The organism is Flavobacterium sp., from assembly GCF_040379285.1.
Classification (GTDB): domain Bacteria; phylum Bacteroidota; class Bacteroidia; order Flavobacteriales; family Flavobacteriaceae; genus Flavobacterium.
The window spans coordinates 24617-43402 of record NZ_JBEILJ010000002.1; the positions used below are offsets into that span (position 1 = coordinate 24617).

15 protein-coding genes are annotated in these 18786 nt (G+C 40.2%); 12 read left to right on the forward strand and 3 right to left on the reverse strand.

What is annotated here, in order from left to right:
- Positions 1-28 precede the first annotated feature (28 nt).
- Positions 29-1669, reverse strand: coding sequence for a T9SS type A sorting domain-containing protein (locus ABWO12_RS00735; protein WP_353086342.1), 1641 nt, complete (start codon positions 1667-1669; stop codon positions 29-31).
- A gap of 352 nt (positions 1670-2021) precedes the next feature.
- On the opposite strand from ABWO12_RS00735, the gene ABWO12_RS00740 reads away from it, so the two are divergent.
- The gene (locus ABWO12_RS00740) at positions 2022-3935 is read left to right on the forward strand and encodes a DUF294 nucleotidyltransferase-like domain-containing protein (RefSeq protein ID WP_353086344.1); all 1914 of its coding nucleotides are present in this window, start codon (positions 2022-2024) and stop codon (positions 3933-3935) included.
- Between the two features lie 2 nt (positions 3936-3937).
- Entirely contained in the window at positions 3938-4534 is a 597-nt protein-coding gene (locus tag ABWO12_RS00745) for a 3'-5' exonuclease (protein ID WP_353086346.1), read from the forward strand.
- Positions 4535-4655: 121 nt separating this feature from the next.
- On the opposite strand, the gene acs is transcribed toward ABWO12_RS00745, so the two are convergent.
- Positions 4656-6563 carry an acetate--CoA ligase gene (gene acs / locus ABWO12_RS00750; protein ID WP_353086348.1) on the reverse strand — a complete coding sequence of 636 codons (1908 nt, stop codon included), beginning with the start codon at positions 6561-6563 and terminating at the stop codon, positions 4656-4658.
- 624 nt (positions 6564-7187) lie between these two features.
- Here acs and ABWO12_RS00755 point away from each other — a divergent pair.
- The 10 genes from ABWO12_RS00755 to ABWO12_RS00800 all read left to right on the forward strand — a co-directional run bounded on the left by ABWO12_RS00755 (position 7188) and on the right by ABWO12_RS00800 (position 17850).
- Entirely contained in the window at positions 7188-7796 is a 609-nt protein-coding gene (locus ABWO12_RS00755; RefSeq protein WP_353086350.1) for a flavin reductase family protein, read from the forward strand.
- A gap of 1 nt (position 7797) precedes the next feature.
- Complete coding sequence (locus ABWO12_RS00760; RefSeq protein WP_353086351.1) at positions 7798-10083, forward strand: oxidoreductase; 2286 nt, start codon at positions 7798-7800, stop codon at positions 10081-10083.
- 11 nt (positions 10084-10094) lie between these two features.
- On the forward strand, positions 10095-10610 hold the full coding sequence (locus ABWO12_RS00765) for a hypothetical protein (RefSeq protein ID WP_353086353.1): 516 nt from the start codon (positions 10095-10097) through the stop codon (positions 10608-10610).
- Positions 10607-12205, forward strand: coding sequence for an AMP-binding protein (locus ABWO12_RS00770; protein WP_353086355.1), 1599 nt, complete (start codon positions 10607-10609; stop codon positions 12203-12205). The genes ABWO12_RS00765 and ABWO12_RS00770 overlap by 4 nt, the downstream gene beginning before the upstream one ends.
- Positions 12206-12312: 107 nt before the next feature.
- On the forward strand, positions 12313-12732 hold the full coding sequence (locus tag ABWO12_RS00775; RefSeq protein ID WP_353086357.1) for an acyl-CoA thioesterase: 420 nt from the start codon (positions 12313-12315) through the stop codon (positions 12730-12732).
- Positions 12733-12736: 4 nt separating this feature from the next.
- Positions 12737-13708, forward strand: coding sequence for a carbon-nitrogen hydrolase family protein (locus ABWO12_RS00780; protein WP_353086359.1), 972 nt, complete (start codon positions 12737-12739; stop codon positions 13706-13708).
- 54 nt (positions 13709-13762) lie between these two features.
- Entirely contained in the window at positions 13763-14875 is a 1113-nt protein-coding gene (locus ABWO12_RS00785) for a cupin domain-containing protein (protein WP_353086361.1), read from the forward strand.
- 11 nt (positions 14876-14886) lie between these two features.
- Positions 14887-16062, forward strand: coding sequence for a retropepsin-like aspartic protease (locus ABWO12_RS00790; protein WP_353086363.1), 1176 nt, complete (start codon positions 14887-14889; stop codon positions 16060-16062).
- Between the two features lie 6 nt (positions 16063-16068).
- Positions 16069-16977: a fumarylacetoacetate hydrolase family protein gene (locus ABWO12_RS00795; protein ID WP_353086364.1), complete on the forward strand. Its 909-nt coding sequence runs from the start codon at positions 16069-16071 to the stop codon at positions 16975-16977.
- A 120-nt stretch (positions 16978-17097) separates the two neighbouring features.
- Positions 17098-17850, forward strand: a complete 753-nt coding sequence (locus tag ABWO12_RS00800) for a maleate cis-trans isomerase family protein (RefSeq protein WP_353086366.1) — start codon at positions 17098-17100, stop codon at positions 17848-17850.
- Positions 17851-18097: 247 nt separating this feature from the next.
- Here the strand turns inward: ABWO12_RS00800 and ABWO12_RS00805 are convergent, their stop codons facing one another.
- Complete coding sequence (locus tag ABWO12_RS00805) at positions 18098-18664, reverse strand: zinc-dependent metalloprotease family protein (protein WP_353086368.1); 567 nt, start codon at positions 18662-18664, stop codon at positions 18098-18100.
- Positions 18665-18786: the final 122 nt, after the last annotated feature.

An 18786-nucleotide genomic window follows, 5' to 3' on the forward strand; every position in this document is an offset into this window, starting at 1 on the left:
AAAGGGATTACAATCGAATCCCTTTTTTTTAGTCATCACCCAAAACAATGGGACTGGTGTATTTTATTCCATCCTTCTCTATATCAACAAAATATATACCATTACTTAATCCTTTTACATCAATAATCACCTTGTCTGATTGTAGGGTTTTGTTGGTCGTTATTTTTTGTCCTAACGCATTGTATAAGGCTAGGGTATACGATTCGATATTGGTTAATTGAATCATTAAAAGGTCTTTTGCGGGTACAGGATAAATTATCGCTTGTGGTTTTGCGATGTCGGCTAAAGCCAAGGGCGCAGTAACATTGATATTGAAATTCAAATTATTAAAGCCAGTTGTGGCATCCCACATGTTTTGATTAGCCATACGAATGGCGTATTCAGGGCGGTTGGTGAGACTGGGACTCGCATCGGCTACGTGCAAATACACACTGTAGTTCCCCACCGGCAAAGAAGTTGGAAGCGGAATGTTTTCAGAAACCACAATCTCTGTAGTGCCCAACCATCGTCGGGGATCGGTATTCATGGGCAAGGAGATCAATTGTTGTGTCATATTATATTTCAAAACCAAAGCCACGGTGCGGGCATTGTAGGGCGCTGCATACCCCGTGTTGATTAGACGTAACGCGACGGGTATAGTAGCACCTAGAACAGCATTTTGAGGCAAAGTACTACTGCGCATTTCAAAACGATAGCCCAACTTTTTCTCTATGTCGGTAAAGCAATTATTGCTTTCAAATTCGTTGATAACACCTGGAAAGTAATCAATATTCATAAACGACCAATGGAATTTAGCCAATTCGGCAACGGCAGTAGCACATCCCGAACGGGGTAAATTTACGGCACAAGTTTCTCCGCCCATAGGGACAAACTTGGTTTCTTGCTCCAAATACGGGTATTGTATGGTAGGATTTTCGTAAGTGCCATAATCGGTAGCGCTGGCTAAAAAACAGTCGTTGTGGTGACCGATTCGCGCCACTTGGGTTTGTGAAAATCCTTGTGTTGACGATAAAGCGGTGTTGGAATACATTTGTTGTTTAAAGGCAGGGTAGCGTATTTGAACCATGCGACTGGCAGGAAGTGCATTCAAAATTGCATTCAAAATGTCTTTACGATGGTTGTTATTGGCGGGTGTCAAATCGGTTTGGTTGTAGCCCCAGCCACCAAATTCAGCTTGGCTGGTATAATACCATTCGCCCCAAAGTCCGATAAATCCTGCTTGCATTACACTAATTACATCCTCGTTGGCTTGCAATAAAGGGGCAATTTGCTGAATATGAGTTAACATCATTGCCTTGGAAGCATCACGTTGCATGGCGTCTTCATTATCAGAATAAGCAAACCGGATGATGCATTTCAAACCTGCGGCACGAACCTTATCAAAATCCAATTGCATTTGTGCGAGGTATGCACTTGAAATGGGGCTATTTATGAAATTCTCTAAATAAAACACACGGTAAATCAAACTAATTTTTTGATTGATGCGGTAATTGGTTAACGTGGTTGTGTTTAACGCTGTATAGGCATTGGAATGGGTTTCAGTAAATTTGAAAAAACCGCGATCAGGATTTGAAATAACTTCTGTAGTGGGTTGATAACTTACCGTTGAATTTTGAGCCACTGTCCATTGTATAAACAAAATACTAAAGAAAATCCAAAAAATCTTCATACTCAATGTTTGGTTAGGCTAAGATAGATTTGGGGTTGTCAATTTCTTAGCAGTAAAATTAATAGATTAAAAGTACAGATAAAATGTAATATTTTATCGATAAAGTGTAAAATACTACACAAAACATCGATGAAATACACAATTTAAGTTTTTAAGGTAAGAAATATAGTACTTAAATGCTCTGTAGTTAAATCTAATTCATTTTAACTATAATTTATATTATGTAAAATAGAAAATAGAAAGGAGTCACAGGTTATAAACATATCATCTTTAAAATTAATCATAAAACGGTGTTTCTTTATCGGTATGGGCACAAACAAATTTATAACTTTGTAGCTTAATTTTATGCTCTATGAGTAATGCAATTGCCTACCGAGTTGCCGACTTTTTAAAAGATTTTGAGCCGTTTAATTTTTTGAGTTATGACGAACTTGTGGTTATTGCTCAATCGATTCGTGTTTTAAATCTGGATAAAAACAAAACGTTGTTTCAAATCAACGACGCCTTACATGATAGTTTTTACGTAGTGGCCAATGGAATCATTCAATTAATGGTGGTTTCCGATGCCGAAGAAATGCTTTTAAACAAATGTCATGCAGGCGATATTTTTGGATTACGGCCCTTTTTTGCCAAAAACAATTATCAAATGACGGCCAAAGCCAAAGATGATTGTATTGTGTATGCGATTCCTATTACAGTTTTTAAACCCTATGTATCCAAAAATCAGGCGGTTTTAGATTTTTTATTGGAAAGTTTTGCAACCAATTCCAAGAATCAGTCCGATAAAATGGCCAAGGGACTTATCACAGATTCTATAGCTTTTAGTGAAAATCAATCCGATTTATTATATTTCCAAACCTTAACTTACAATCGATCACCTCTAAAAATTGGAATCCAAACTACGGTGAAAGATACCGCGCAACTAATTACCGATAATTTATACGATAGCGCTATAATTACCGAGCAAGGAAATCCAGTAGGAATTGTCACGGATAAAGATTTTCGTGCCAAAGTAGCCACGGGGCGTGTTGCTATTTCGCAACCCATTACCCAATTGATGAGTGCGCCTGTAATCACAGTTATTGAGAATATTTCCGTAGCCGAAGCGCAATTGGTCATGTTAAAACATGGGGTTACTCACCTTTGCGTAACGTATGATGGCACCGATAAATCGGAAGTCAAAGGCATCATTTCGGAGCATGATTTGGTTGTCGCTCAAGCCAATAATCCTGGTGTCTTACTTAAAGAAATCCGAAAATCGACTTCTGCCAAAGAGCTAAAATCAGTACGCGATAAACTCACGGAAATCATTCAATCGTCACTTCAACGTAATATTCCTCTAACACATATTCAAAGTATTGCTGGTGAAATCACGCTGGCTTTGGTTAAACGTACTGTCGAATTGGCGATTTTAGAGTTGGGCTCCCCTCCTGCCCGTTATGCTTGGTTATGCATAGGCAGCCAGGGACGAAAAGAACAATTGTTACTAACGGACCAAGATAGTATCTTGATTTTTGAAGATGTGCCCGCCGATAAGTATCGCGATACCAAAGATTACTTTATTCGTTTGGCCAAAAAAGCAACCGCGACGCTTGAGAAAGTAGGTTATAAACTGTGTACTCAAAATCATGTTGCTAGCAATATGCTGTGGTGTAAATCACTGACAGACTGGATAAAACAGTACAACAGTTGGATGAATACTCCCGGTGAAAAATCCAATGAAATAAGCAGTGTTTTCTTTGATTATGAAATGGCTTCCGGGGAGCAAAAAATCGAAGATGCTTTGACGGAGGTTATATTTAAAAATGCTAAAAACAATGTCTTGTTCTACGATTTCTTAGGGAATGATGCGTTACGAAAACCACCGCCTCTAACGTTCTTTAAAAAATTCAATGTTGAAGAAGAAGGTGAGTTTAAAGGCAAATTTGACCTTAAAAACCGGGCCATTTTACCTTTGGTTGACGCGGCGCGTTTGCTTACGTTAAGCAATGGAATAAAAGGAATCAACAGCACCTTTCAGCGGTACAAACAGCTGGCGATCATTGACCCGAAACATGCAGAAATCTATCTCAACTGCGCCGAAGCTTTTTTAACCTTGTCCAAATTCAGCACAGAAGAAGGATTAAAAGAAGATTCTAACGGTCATTTTCTATCTTTGGAGGATATGAATAAAGTGGATAAAGAAAGACTCAAAGCGGCGTTAGCTCCCATGCGCGACTTGGAAGAATTGATTAAAGATAATTACCAACTCACCCAATTTTCCTAATTATGTTGGATTGGCTAAAAAACATACAGAAAGAATATCCTGAATTTTGGAAGACGTACTTGGAGAAAATGGACAAAAAATCCAACCGCTATGTGGCGTTTACCCTTGAAACTACGGGGTTAAATTTGCGAAAAGATGTTATTTTATCGATTGCTGCCATCGGAATTGTTCAGGATCAGGTTTTAATCGGTGATGTTTTTGAAATTGCTATTCCACAATACAAATATTTGCATGACAACGGCATTACCCATGACTTTGTTTTGGAGAGTAAAATGTCAAAATTAGCCGAACCAGCTGCGATTGAAAACTTTATCGCCTTTATTGAGAACGCGGTTTTAGTGGGGCACCGCACTTATTTTGATGTGGAAATGCTCAATGAAGTACTCGAAAAATTGGGCTGTGGACGTTTACGTAATGAGGCGTTGGATATTGAAATTATGTACAAGAAAGTACATGATTTGTCTGAAAAAAGCATCGCTTTGGATGAAATGGCAAAAGCATACAAACTTCCCGTTACCGAGCACGTCTCACCCACCGATGATGCCTATAATATTGCGTTGATGTTTTTGAAATTAAAGTCCAAATTAGGCTTAAAATAAACCTGAAGTGATTTATTCGTTTGATTTATATAAATATTTGAAATGCAAATATTTGTAAAATAAAAAAACTGCCTTCACAAATGAAAGCAGTTCCAACCATAAAAACTAAATTAATTATAAACTACACCCGTTCATTTTTGATTTCCTCAACAATTTCAGGATTCAAAAGTGTAGAAATATCGCCGAAATTACTGAAATCTCCTTCAGCAATTTTACGTAAAATCCGTCGCATAATCTTACCTGAACGTGTTTTTGGCAATCCACTTACAAATTGAATTTTATCTAATTTGGCAATGGGTCCGATTTGATCAGAGATCAATTGATTAATTTCTTTAGCAAGATTTTCACGGTTACGGGTCTCTCCTACTTCTTTCAAAATAATAAAGCCATACATCGCATTTCCTTTGATATTGTGCGGGAATCCAACAATGGCACTTTCGGCTACCGCTGGGTGCTCATTGATTGCATCTTCTATTGGGGCAGTACCCAAATTATGGCCCGAAACAATAATTACATCATCCACCCGACCTGTAATGCGATAATACCCCACTTCATCACGCAATGCGCCGTCACCTGTGAAATATTTTCCCGGAAAAGCGGAGAAATAGGTCTCTTTGTACCGTTGGTGATCGCCCCAAATGGTTCGAGCCATACTCGGCCAAGGAAACTTGATGCACAAGCTACCGGTGACTTGATTGCCTTCAATCTCGTTGCGCAATTCGTCCATCAATACCGGTTGTATTCCGGGTAAAGGCAAGGAAGCATACGTGGGTTTTGTGGGTGTTACAAAAGGAACGGGAGAAATCATAATTCCGCCTGTTTCCGTTTGCCACCACGTATCGACGAGTGGGCAACGTTTTCCACCCACATGATCGTTATACCAGTGCCAAGCTTCTTCGTTAATAGGTTCTCCTACTGATCCGATTACCTTCAAAGAAGACAATGGATATTTTTGGACATAATCTAAACTTTCTTTCGCCAATGCACGAATCGCTGTGGGCGCGGTATAAAATTGATTTACCTTATGCTTCTCAATCACTTGCCAAAAACGACTAAAATTGGGATACGAAGGAACACCTTCAAAAATCACCGTTGTAGCACCATTCAAAAGAGGGCCGTAAAGAATATACGAGTGCCCTGTAATCCAACCTATATCGGCGGTACACCAATACACATCGTTTTCTTCGTAATTGAAAATATTTTTAAAGGTATAAGCCGTGTAAACCATATACCCTGCCGTAGTATGCAACATCCCTTTGGGTTTGCCCGTTGAACCTGAAGTATATAAGATGAATAATGGATCTTCGGCATCCATGATTTCGGCTACATTGTTGGGAATGGCTTCATCCAACAAGGGTTGCAGCCATAAATCGCGCCCTTCTTGCATGACTACTTGTTGATTTGTGCGCCGGGCCACTAAAACGGTTTCAATCGTTGGGCATTTTTCCAAAGCTTCATCAACAATGGCCTTAAGATTGATGGTTTTATCACCACGGTGCCCACCATCGGAAGTGATGACCATTTTGGCTTCACAGTCCTGAATACGGGCTGCCACCGCTGAGGCTGAAAATCCAGCAAATACCACCGAGTGAATCGCGCCAATCCGCGCACAAGCTAAAACCGCTATGGCCAAATCGGGAATCATCGGTAAGTAAATGCATACGCGATCCCCCTTCTTTATGCCTTGATCACGTAAAATATTGGCCATTTTGGCAACACGGGCATACAATTCATTATAGGAAATGTGTTGTGCTTCCTCGTTGGGATCATTGGGTTCAAAAATAATGGCTGTTTTCTCTCCGCGTTTGGTTAAATGCCGATCTATACAGTTTTTGGTGATATTCACTTTGGCATTGACAAACCATTTGAAGTCTACTTCCTGCATGTCAAATTCCAAAACCTTATCCCATTTTTGATACCAAGTAAAATTCTCATCCGCGATACGGTCCCAAAATTTTCGGGGTTCACGAATGGATTTCTTATACATTTTAAAATAATGCTCGAGATTATTAATTTTGTAATAACTCATTGTAATCTTGTTTTATGTTTTTTTTGGTTATGTAAATATAGCCTTTCCGAGAGTAGTGAATTAAATAAAGTGGCGAAAAATTTTACTGTTTTTTTAAAACACCAACTCAGTTGTTATTCTGTTGTGAGACCTCAGGATTTTGAAATTGTTGATCCAGACGTTTCATCTATCATAGCTTTTTCAAAAAGGAAATAAATTTCAAATTCAATCTCATACCCAATTCGCTGCCATATTTTTTTGAAATTCGCTTTGGGAAGACAATAAACAATGCACATAACTTTTAAAACTCTACTGTGCTATATTTTTAACAAACTTCCTTAATGACACCTATTTTTATTGAGAAAATTTATTATGTATTCGTTCGATTTGGTTACGAGGAAGGCGAAAAATAATTTTTTTCAATACATTATCCAATTCAATTTTCAATTTAAAATGCTGTAATTGATTTTAAGATGTTGTTTTTGGTTTTGTCACGCAAAAAAAGGATCTTTCTTAACATTATTGTGAATGGTTTTAGATTATTTTTTTATTTGATTTTCTTAAAATACAACTAAAAAGTCCATTCTTTTGAATAATACTGAATTTTATACCTACTTTTTTTTATCTTGTATGAAAATTTTAAGCATGCAATTTGATCCTGAAAATCTGGAACAATCCGCAATTTACAAGCTATTAACGGGTACCATTATCCCTCGACCTATCGGCTGGATTTCTACTGTTGATACTAATGGAGTGAACAATCTCGCACCATTTTCTTATTTCAACCTTTTGGGTGATGATCCACCCCATGTGATGTTCTCCACTCGACGGGATAACAATTCCAATAAAGACACTCTAAATAATGTTTTAAATACAAAGCAATTTGTAGTGAATATGGTGACCGAAGCAGTTGTTGAACAAATGAATATGACCTCGGATAAACTTCCTCCAGAAGTTGATGAGTTTGCACATGCCGGACTCACTCCTATCCCTTCCTTAAAAATAAAACCCATGCGAGTCAAAGAGAGTCCGATTCACCTCGAATGCGAATTGGTACACAATTACTTTTTGGAAGGACATCAACAAGGTGGTGCTTGTGTGTTAATTGGTCGCATTGTGATGATGCATTATGATGATTCTGTTCTGCTTGATAATTACAAAATTAATCTCGAGAACTACAAACCTGTGGCGCGTCTAGCAGGAGCAAACTATTCTAAATTAGGTGAACAATTTGCCATAAAACGAAATTCATAACATGAAAATTACAGTTATCGGGGGCGGTCCCGGCGGTTTATATTTTTCAATTCTAACCAAAAAAGCATTACCACACTGTGAAATTGATATTTACGAACGCAACCGTCCCGATGATAGCTTCGGCTTTGGGGTCGTTTTCTCCGATGAAACCTTGGGCGAATTCCTCAAGCGCGATATGGAATCTTATGAGTTGATACGCTCCAATTTTGCCTATTGGGACGACATCATCATCGCGCGTGACGGACAAGAAGTGAGTATCGCCGGCAACGGTTTTTGCGGTTGTTCTCGAAAAACCTTATTGAAATTGCTACATCAACGTTGTGCCGAAGAAGGTATTCGTTTGCATTTTGAACAAAATGTAGACGATCTATCCCAATTTGCAGATTCAGATATCATCTTGGCTTCTGACGGAATTGGGAGTGCGATTCGATCACAATTTGCTGAAGAGTTTGGGACGCAAATCGAACTCAAAAGCAACCGCTTTGTATGGCTCGGTTCGACCAAGCCTTTGGATGCTTTTACTTATTTCTTCCGCTCTACACTACACGGAACCATCGTAGCTCACTCCTACCAATACGAGCCAGGAATGAGTACGTGGATTTTTGAATGCTCCAATGATACCTGGGAAAAGCACGGTTTTGAAGTCACCAACGAAGCGGATACCATTGCTAAAATCGAAGTAATTTTCAAAGAAGAACTCGACGGTCATGGTTTGATTTCAAATAAATCACACTGGCGGCAGTTTCCCCATGTGACCAATAAAAAATGGTTTCATAACAACATTATACTATTGGGTGACGCCAAAGCTACCGCCCACTACTCCATCGGATCAGGAACCAAACTAGCCATGGATTGTGCCATCGGACTCTCCGATGCCGTTATAGCTAATCCGAATAACGTACAAGCCGCTTTTCAACAATACGAGCAATCGCGGCGTAATACGGTCGAAATGATTCAATATGCGGCTACGGTCTCCTTAGATTGGTTCGAACACATGGATCGTCACATGCAACATCCGTTTTATCAATTCGCTTTTGGTTGCATGACACGTTCAAAAAAGGTGACTTTTGAAAACTTGATGATACGCGACAAATCGTTTACTGATAAGGTTTTGGCCGAATTTAATGGCAATCAGGAAGCCAAACCCGCCGCTTTTCACGACTTCAAACTCCGTGATTTAGTACTCCCAAATCGAATTGTCATGGCGCCCATGGGACAATATCGCGCTGAAAATGGTGAAGTCAACGATTGGCATTTTCAACATTATACCTCGCGTGCTTTAGGCGGTGTCGGACTTCTGCTAACCGAAATGACGTCGGTTTCCGAAACAGGTCGTATCACTTTAGGTTGTGCGGGATTATATACTCAAAATCAAATAGATAATTGGAAACGAATTACAGATTTTATCCATCAAAATACCGCTTCAAAAATCGGTGTTCAATTGGGGCATTCTGGCCCTAAAGGTGCGACCAAACGTCCAAGTGAAGGCGTCAATCAACGGCTTGAGAATCCCTGGGAATTGATCGCGGCTTCAGCTATTCCCTTTGCAGAAGGAATGCCTACCCCAAAAGCTATGTCGGTGGCTGACATGGATACCGTTACAGCACAATTTTTGCAAGCCACCCAAAATGCTGATGTTGCCGGATTTGATCTTGTCGAACTCCAAGTCCATCACGGATTTTTGTTAGCATCTTTCCTTTCACCCTTAACAAATCAACGAACGGATGAGTTTGGTGGCAGTATAGAAAACCGCCTAAAATTCCCGATTCGCGTATTTAAAGCCATGCGCGCCGTTTTTCCAAAAGAAAAACCCATGTCGGTTCGTATCTCAGCTTGCGATTGGGCCGAAGGTGGAATCACCGAAAATGAAGTGCTCGCTATCGCTAATGCCTTTAAAGAAGCGGGCGCCGATTGCATCAATGTTTCTACGGGAAATACCGTGATCTATCAAAAACCGCTGGTCGGACGCATGTGGCAAACTCCGTTTTCGGATGCCATTCGCAATACCGTTCACATACCAACTATTACCGCGGGTTATATTCAAAATATTGATCAAATCAATACCATTTTATTAAACGGTCGAGCCGACTTAGTTGCGTTGGGCCGCCCCTTGTTGCTGGATCCCTATTTTGTGCGAAATGCACAAGCGTATGAGAATTTCCGTCCTACTGATATTCCCGATTCGTATTTTGCAGGTACCTCACATTTGTATCCGTATCAAGCGACCGAACGCAAACAAATGGAATCGATGAAGAAGGCTTTAAAGCCGAAGAGTAATAAAAAGTAATCTATTTTTTCATGAAGTTTAAAGCTCTCTTTTTATTAGCTTTAGTCACCCTAGCATGCCATAATAATTCAACTGAATTAAGCTGTGATTTCGTTGAATATAGTTTCAATAGTGGATGGGCAGAAAAACACACTGCCACATTAGATAAAAAGGGGGTTTTTACAATTTATAAATATAATTATCCCAATTACATTTCTACAAAAGTTCAACTCTCAGAAAACGAAATCGATTCCTTAAATATACTAATTAAAAAAATAAACTTTAAATCATACAATAAAGTAGCAAACGATAGTTGCATTGATTGTAGTGAATTTGCATTAGTTTTAAAAATAAATAATAAGTCTTATGACTATTATCAAAAAGGTGGCAGCTCGAGTTCAGAAGATGACTTCAATACTATTTTTAGTTTTTTAGAAAAGAAAATACCGCTCAACGGTTACCATGAAATTATAATGAGAAAAAAACAATTTGAGTCCTTTAATCAGCTGATGAAACATAGTCTTAAACCTGTAAAATTTCCCAGATGAAACACTACACCGATACGTTTGCTCATGATCATTTGCCCAAACATTCCGCACAACCGGGCTATGCCTTTTTGGATTTACCCCAGTTTCAACGTCCTGAAATGCTCAACTGTGTCGATCGATTGTTGGACCAACATATTCGGGAAGGTCGCGGAAATCAACCGTGCATACATACGTTTGAAACTACCTGGACTTATCAAGAGTTGTTCGAAAAAAGCAATCAAATTGCGCAAGTATTGGTGAACGATCTCGGACTCCAATCCGGAAATCGGGTGTTGATTCGTTCCGCCAATTCGCCGATGATGGTCGCCTGTTGGTTTGCCATTCTTAAAGCAGGCGGTATTGTTGTAGCTACGATGCCTTTGTTACGATCCAAAGAACTCACTACAATAATTGATTGTGCCGAAATTTCCCATTCGTTTTGTGCCGCCGATTTGGAAGAAGAAATGCATTTGGTGAAAAGCGACAACTTACATTCGGTTTGTTATTTTGGAAACGGCCAATTGGAAGCCTTAATGGCAAAATACGAACCTGTTTTTGACAATTACCACTCGCATTCTGAAAGTGTGGCATTAATCGGGTTTACCTCGGGAACGACGGGTTTACCCAAAATGACCGCGCACTATCACAAAGACATTCTCAATAGCTGTGAAGCTTTCCCCGCCTATTCGCTCCAACCCACTGCTGAAGATATTTTTATCGGTAGTCCGCCCATCGGATTCACCTTTGGACTCGGCGGATTGGTGCTTTTCCCACTCTATTATGGTGCATCGACATTTTTAATTGAAAAACCGAGTCCGGACCTACTTTTGCAAGCGATTCAAGACCATAAAATCACCATTTGTTTTACAGCGCCCACGGCGTGGCGGATCATAACAACTAAAGTCCGCGATTACGATATTTCCAGTTTGCGCAAATGTGTATCTGCAGGAGAAACACTTCCCTTGAAGGTATGGCAAGACTGGTTTGACGTGACCGGACTCAAAATTATTGACGGCATAGGAGCCACTGAAATGTTACATATTTTCATTTCATCCAACGAAACGAATATGAAACCCGGAGCAACGGGATTACCCATTACCGGTTATGAAGCCAAGATTGTAGATACATCGGGTACCGAAATCACAGATGGAACCCCCGGTCGTTTGGCAGTTCGCGGCATCACAGGCTGCAAATACCTTAATCGTCCCGAAAAACAAGCGGAATATGTACAATACGGTTGGAATCTCACGGGGGATGTTTTCCGAAAAGACGAAGAGGGCTACTATTGGTTTGTGGCCCGTGGCGACGACATGATTATTTCCTCAGGCTACAATATTGCAGCCATTGAGGTTGAAAGTGTGTTAATCGGCCATGAAGATGTGGCGGAATGCGCAGTGGTCGGACTCCCCGACGACGAACGTGGGATGTTGGTTTGTGCGTATATTGTATTGAACGATGCAACTAAAGCATCCGATGTGTTGAAAAACCGTATTCAGCACTGGTTTAAAGAAGTAGCTGCTCCCTATAAATACCCGCGCGTGATTCATTTTGTGGAAGCGCTGCCCAAAACCGAAACGGGAAAAATTCAACGTTTCAAACTTAAAAATCAAGATTAATGTATATTTGAATAGCTTTTATTTTTTGGAGCTATTTCCTGCTTTCCGCTGTATCTCTCCGCTTCGCTACGAGGATGCCGCTTCAATCAGGGCTAAAACACGAACCAATGAACTATTTTACTAAAGAAGAAAAAATTCGTTTCCAACATATCGACTACGCTGGGATTGTTTTTTATCCCCGTTTTCTCGAAATGCTCAATGCCCTTGTCGAAGACTGGTTTGAAGAAGCCTTGGATCGCCCTTTTCATTTGATGCATGAAACCAATGGCATCCCGACGGTCGATTTAAAAGTTCAATTCAAGAGTCCGGCCCGCCTCGGAGAAACCATCACCAAGCACTTATGGGTCAAAGAATTACGTAATTCGTCCATGCTGTGTGGTTTTAAATTTGAAAACGCCCAACAAAAAACGGTGCTCGAAGGTGAAGTCACCTTAGTGAACGTTAAAATCGCAGAAGACCGAAATAGCATCAGCTCGGAAGCTTTTAACGAAACGATGAAGTTTAAAATCCAACCTTTTTTGCAATAAAACTATGGAGTTTAAAAAATTTAAAGCCGCTACCGTACAAACGTCGCCCGTTTTTCTCAATGTTCCTGCAACAGTAGAAAAAGCCATTCGTTTTATCAAAGAGGCGCATGAAAATGGTGCTACATTGATTGCATTTCCCGAAGTCTTTATTGCTGGCTATCCCTACTGGAATTGGGTGATGACGCCCGTGCAAGGCAGCGCATGGTACGAACAGTTGTACCGCAATTCGGCTATGATTGATGATGCTGAAATGCATCCGTTGTATCAAGCGGCACGCGACTTCAATATGCACATTGTCATAGGGATTAACGAACGCGGAACAAGTTTTGGCGAAATTTACAACACCAACCTAATCATCAATAACCAAGGAGAAATCATTGGAAAACACCGAAAATTAGTACCTACATGGGCCGAAAAATTAACTTGGACTTCAGGTGACGGTTCGTCCCTTAAAGTTTACGATACCGAAGTGGGAACGCTGGGTACCCTCGCATGTGGTGAAAACACCAATACTTTGGCGCGTTTCACCTTATTATCACAAGGTGAATTGGTGCACATTGCTAATTACATTTCGCTTCCCGTTGCCCCACCCGATTACGATATGGCTGAAGCGATTAAAATTCGAGCAGCAGCCCATTCTTTCGAAGGGAAATTGTTCACCATCGTTTCCTGTTCGACCATATCCCAAGAAATCAAAGAGGCTTTACGAGCGGATGTGCCTAATATCGATGCTTTGTTGGATCGTAAAAGTTCGGCCTTCTCAGGATTCATCGGACCTAATGGAGCGGTGATGGGAACACCTTTAATTGACGATGAAGGCATTGTGTATGCCGAAATTGATTTGGCAAAATGTATCCAACCCAAACAAATGCATGATATATTAGGGCATTACAACCGTTTTGATATTTTCAATTTGCGGGTGAATGTGGCACCAACACGAAAGATCACCTTTGTGGAGGGCACAGAAAATGAATAAATAATATAGACCTAACAGGTTTTAAAAACCTGTTAGGTCTCTAAAATAAAAACCATGGAAGATCAACACTATTCCGATGATGTATACGGCAGAGCACGCGTCAATGATACTCCCGAACTAGAAGCCTATTACAAAGAATTAGAAACCTTAGGCGCTGGTGCTTTGTGGACCGTTGCTAATGATATTGAGCCCTGGGAACCACGTCCGAATTCCGTGCCCATGTTATGGAAATACGAAGATTTACGTTCACTGGTGCTCAAATCGAGCGAACTCGTAACCCCTGAACAAGCAGGGCGACGCGTGGTGTATTTGGTCAATGACAAACGTAAAGACGTTTCTGCAGCTGTAGGTTGGCTGTATACTGGAATTCAAGTTACGCGGCCCGGAGAATCGACATCGGCACACCGTCATCGCGCTTCTGCTTTGCGCTTTATCATGGAAGGCAGCAAAGGATATACGGTAGTAGACGGCAATAAAATCATGCTGGAAATCAACGATTTTGTGATCACGCCCAACTCCACCTGGCACGAGCACGGCGTAGAAGCCGACGGACAAACCTGTATTTGGCAAGACGGTTTGGATATTCCGCTAGTGAATGCCTTAGAAGCCAATGATTATGCTGTTTTTGATGGTAAACAACCGCTGGACGTACCGCTGAATTATTCACCCAAAACCTATAGTGGCGTCGGACTCATTCAAGCCGATGTGCAGTGGGACAAGCCCTATTCTCCCCTAATTAAATATTCTTGGAGCAAAGTATATCCTGCATTGTTAGAAGCTTTAGAAGTGAATCCGATCGATCCGTTTGATGGCATTCATATGCGCTACAGCAATCCGCTAACGGGCAGACATGTCATGCAAACCATGAGTGCTTCCATACAATTGTTGCCCAAAGGATTTAAAGGAAAAGCTCACAAACATACTGGTTCATTTGTGTATCAATGTGCCAAAGGAAGCGGCTATTCCATTATCAATGGGAAACGTTTCGATTGGAAAGAACGGGATATTTTTTGTGTGCCCTCGTGGGCTTGGCACGAACATCACAATGGTTCTGAAACTGAAGACGCCTGTTTATTCCACTTTAATGATTTGCCTGTAATTGAAGGCTTAGGCTTGTATCAAGACCGCATGTTATCCGAAAATAACGGACATCAAATCATTGGTTAAAAAAAATAGCTATGAAAAAGTGGATCGTTATTAGTTGGATGTTTCTAGGAATAGGACAGATTTGGGCACAAGATTTTAAACTTGATGCTGGAAAAATATCCCAAAAAGAGTTTCTTGAGGAAGTCGATTTTGAGTTAGAGCACGGTAAAATTGTCATTCCAGTAAGTTTGGCAGGTCAAACCTATCGGTTTTTACTGGATACAGGCGCGCCCAATATTGTTTCGAAGCGAGTGGCCAATATCCTTAATCCTGCTTCCAAAAGAGACGTCAATGTAGTTGACGCCAATAACAAAACGCAAAACATGGAAATGGTTCCCTTGCCTGAAATGCGTTTGGGGTCCTTACAATTTGAGAATGGTGTTGCCATTGTGGTCGATTTAGACAATCATCCGGTATTAAAATGTTACCGTTTGCACGGCTTTGTGGGTAGTAACTTCTTTAAAAATGCGGTTTTACATGTTGATTATGCTGCCAAAAAAATAAAAATATCACATACGATTAAGTCGTTTTCCCCACAAACTAAAGGTTTTCCAATGCAATTAGTTGGTCAACAATTGGCTCCGTATGTCGCATTAGAACATCAAAGTGAAGGCTGTAATGAAGGTAGCGAATTTGCTTTACTCGATACAGGAATGGATGGTTTTTACGATTTGTCAAATCGAGTGTATGCAGATTTCAAAAAAGGGGAAGTTGTAAAAACACTCAGTGAATCAAAAGGCGTAGTTTCATTGGGACTTTTTGAAAAGTTGGAACCAAGCCCCCACCGTTTGGTTCAAATTCAAAAAATGAAAATCAACGGGATAACGTTTGCCAATATTATTACAGAAACCACAGATGATGATAACTCACGTATTGGACTGGATGCTTTCAAATTGGGAAAAGTAACGTTGGATTTTCACAAGAAAAAATGGTATTATGAAGCACCCACCCAAAATGATTTAAGCCAAAAAAATCCCCAATTTACGCCAACCCTAATCGATCAAAGGTTGGTCGTTGGTATTGTTTGGGATGAAACACTCAAGTCAAAGATTCAATTTGGAAATCCAATTGTTCGTATAGACCAACATAGTTTAGAAAAGCTATCCGTGTGTGATATTGTAGGTCTCAAAGAACGTATCGCATCACAATCTGCCTTAGAAATAGAAATTATTAACAACACCGGTGAAACGGTTACCATAAAAAAATAACACAAAATGAAATTAGTTACGTATACGTATCAAAATGAAGAAGCCCGATTAGGATTTTTATTCAACGATTTAGTCATTGATATGGAGGATTTTGGCGAAGTAGCCAATTTTCCTTTACCCGATGATATGCTCGACTTGATTGACATGGGTATTGAAGTTATCGACGAAATCAACGATTTGATTGCGGATACCCCTGAAGAATATATTTCAAAAATCGGGGTACCTTTAACAGCAGTTACCCTACTCGCTCCCATTCCAAGGCCTCGAAAAAATATTATTGGAATCGGGTTAAACTATACCGAACATGTAGCGGAGAGTGCACGAACGTTGGACACTACTGGCAAACTTCCTCAAAAACCCATTATTTTCTCCAAACCACCCACTACGGTTACGGCAACAAACACCGAGGTGATTAAAAACACTAAATTAACTTCACAATTGGATTGGGAAGTCGAGTTAGCTGTTGTCATCGGAAAAACAGGAAAGTATGTGCCGAAGTCGGAAGCAATGGATTATGTCTTTGGATATACGATAATTAACGATATTTCCGCACGGGATTGCCGTCGTGAAGGCCAATGGATCGTATCCAAAGGACAAGACACCTTTGCCCCAATGGGACCCTATTTAGTGACCAAAGATGAAATCAAGAATCCGCATCACTTAAACCTAAGCTTGAAAGTCAATGGAATTGAAAAACAAAATTCCAATACAAAGTTTATGTTGTTTAACATCAATGACTTAATCGAAGACTTAAGTACCGTTTTTACCATTGAGCCCGGCGACATTATTGCAACGGGAACCCCAGCAGGTGTAGGCGCCGGTCGCGATCCGCAAGAATGGTTGTATGATGGAGATGTGTTGGAAGCCACCGTGGAAGGCATTGGAACAATCATTAATACCGTAAAAGAGATTTAAGCAGGGGCTGCAATAGGGATCGAAGCAAGGTACCGCGTACCGCGGAGAGCCCGGGCCGAAGGCATTGCCCTTTTCAGTAAACAGTGTAAAGTATTCAGTAATCAGTGTAAGAATAAAATAATGACAAAAAAATATAGAATTGGGCAAATTGTTCCCTCCTCCAATGTAACCATGGAAACCGAAATTCCAGCGATTTTTAGAGCCCGGGAATCCGTTTTACCCGAACGTTTTACCTTTCACAGCAGTCGGATGCGCATGAAAAAGGTCACTCAAGAAGAACTCGCTGCCATGGATGCGATGAGTTTGAAATGTGCCATCGAACTTTCGGACGCTCATGTTGATGTGATGGGGTATGCCTGTTTGGTGGCTATAATGAGTATGGGACGTGGCTATCATTGTGTATCCGAAGTGAACTTACACCAAGAAACCATCGCTAACGGCTTCCCTACTCCGATTGTCACATCGGCAGGGGCGTTGATTAACGGACTAAAGGTTTTGGGTGCGCGACAAATTTCAATAATCACGCCCTATATGCGTCCGTTGACCGATAAAGTAGTCGATTATATTGAACACCAAGGCATTAAAGTAAAAGAGAGTATTGCTTTGGAAATTCCCGATAATTTAAAAGTCGCGGCACAGAATCCGTTGAATTTATTAGAGATTTACAAACAACTAGACTTAACTGACGTTGACGTTTTGGTAGCTTCTGCTTGTGTGCAAATGCCCTCGTTGGAAGCGATTGATCAAATTCAGGCGGAATGTGGAATCCCGGTTACTTCGGCAGCGGTTTGTACGACATATGAAATGATGAAGAAATTAGGCATTGAAGCGAAGTCGACCATTGGTGGCGAATTGTTGAAGGGTACCTATTAATGATTTTTTAATTAAACCCTCATGTAGACATTGATAATTATCAATGTCCTTATTGAATTAATCATTATCAATGTCGTTTATTGCGTTGATAATTATCAATGTCCTTATTGAATTAATCATTATCAATGTCGTTTATTGCGTTGATAATTATCAATGTCATTTATTGCATTGATAATGATCAATGACGTTTATTGCATTGAATTTAGATATCATCAATATAAAACCGTGTTGAATTTATTTATCATGTTTAATGTAATTTATGATTTTCACCCGTGATTCGTTTTTTACACCTTTCACACAAAAACAACGATTCATGATCAATGGTGCTTATTTTCTCGTTGGCGGCCGTCATCACACAATGAGAATTTGGACAATGTGGGATACCGAGGTTATGTCCAAATTCGTGAATAGCTACTTTTTTGGCTCTTTGGAACACAACATTTGAGGACGAATGGTGTAGACGAAATGTGGATACAATGGCTGATTTGCCGGGTCGATACGCCAATCCCATAATACCAAAATCAGTATACTTCCATTCCGGTTTTAATACACGACCTTTTTCATCGCGTTTTGTGATACAAATGTCTTTTGTGGTCAAGCCAAGAATGTAATCTAAAGTGTCTGGGCGATGTTTAAGTTGAAATTTGATCACATCTTGCGCTTTATACCGAGGAGATTTTTTTAAACTTAATGCCGAAGAAGGCAATTCAATCGCGGGGAGCACAATCGTTTTGATGCCATAATACTCTTCCAATGCATTCCGGATTGTATCCCGTAAATACGTAGGGAAATCATCATAGCATTGAACGCCCATGCGTTTTGGTTTAGGATCAGCGGTACAAGCCATACATAATAAACCGCATACTACAAGCGTAACTCTTTTTTTAATGAACAAAATCCTGCAAAAGTCACGCCAGAAAAAAGGTTCAATTTTGT

Coding starts and splice junctions, on each gene's coding strand:
- ABWO12_RS00735 (WP_353086342.1), bottom strand. CDS start 1,669: ATGAAGATTTTTTGGATTTTCTTTAGTATTTTGTTTATACAATGGACA.
- ABWO12_RS00740 (WP_353086344.1), top strand. CDS start 2,022: ATGAGTAATGCAATTGCCTACCGAGTTGCCGACTTTTTAAAAGATTTT.
- ABWO12_RS00745 (WP_353086346.1), top strand. CDS start 3,938: ATGTTGGATTGGCTAAAAAACATACAGAAAGAATATCCTGAATTTTGG.
- acs (WP_353086348.1), bottom strand. CDS start 6,563: ATGAGTTATTACAAAATTAATAATCTCGAGCATTATTTTAAAATGTAT.
- ABWO12_RS00755 (WP_353086350.1), top strand. CDS start 7,188: ATGCAATTTGATCCTGAAAATCTGGAACAATCCGCAATTTACAAGCTA.
- ABWO12_RS00760 (WP_353086351.1), top strand. CDS start 7,798: ATGAAAATTACAGTTATCGGGGGCGGTCCCGGCGGTTTATATTTTTCA.
- ABWO12_RS00765 (WP_353086353.1), top strand. CDS start 10,095: ATGAAGTTTAAAGCTCTCTTTTTATTAGCTTTAGTCACCCTAGCATGC.
- ABWO12_RS00770 (WP_353086355.1), top strand. CDS start 10,607: ATGAAACACTACACCGATACGTTTGCTCATGATCATTTGCCCAAACAT.
- ABWO12_RS00775 (WP_353086357.1), top strand. CDS start 12,313: ATGAACTATTTTACTAAAGAAGAAAAAATTCGTTTCCAACATATCGAC.
- ABWO12_RS00780 (WP_353086359.1), top strand. CDS start 12,737: ATGGAGTTTAAAAAATTTAAAGCCGCTACCGTACAAACGTCGCCCGTT.
- ABWO12_RS00785 (WP_353086361.1), top strand. CDS start 13,763: ATGGAAGATCAACACTATTCCGATGATGTATACGGCAGAGCACGCGTC.
- ABWO12_RS00790 (WP_353086363.1), top strand. CDS start 14,887: ATGAAAAAGTGGATCGTTATTAGTTGGATGTTTCTAGGAATAGGACAG.
- ABWO12_RS00795 (WP_353086364.1), top strand. CDS start 16,069: ATGAAATTAGTTACGTATACGTATCAAAATGAAGAAGCCCGATTAGGA.
- ABWO12_RS00800 (WP_353086366.1), top strand. CDS start 17,098: ATGACAAAAAAATATAGAATTGGGCAAATTGTTCCCTCCTCCAATGTA.
- ABWO12_RS00805 (WP_353086368.1), bottom strand. CDS start 18,664: ATGGGCGTTCAATGCTATGATGATTTCCCTACGTATTTACGGGATACA.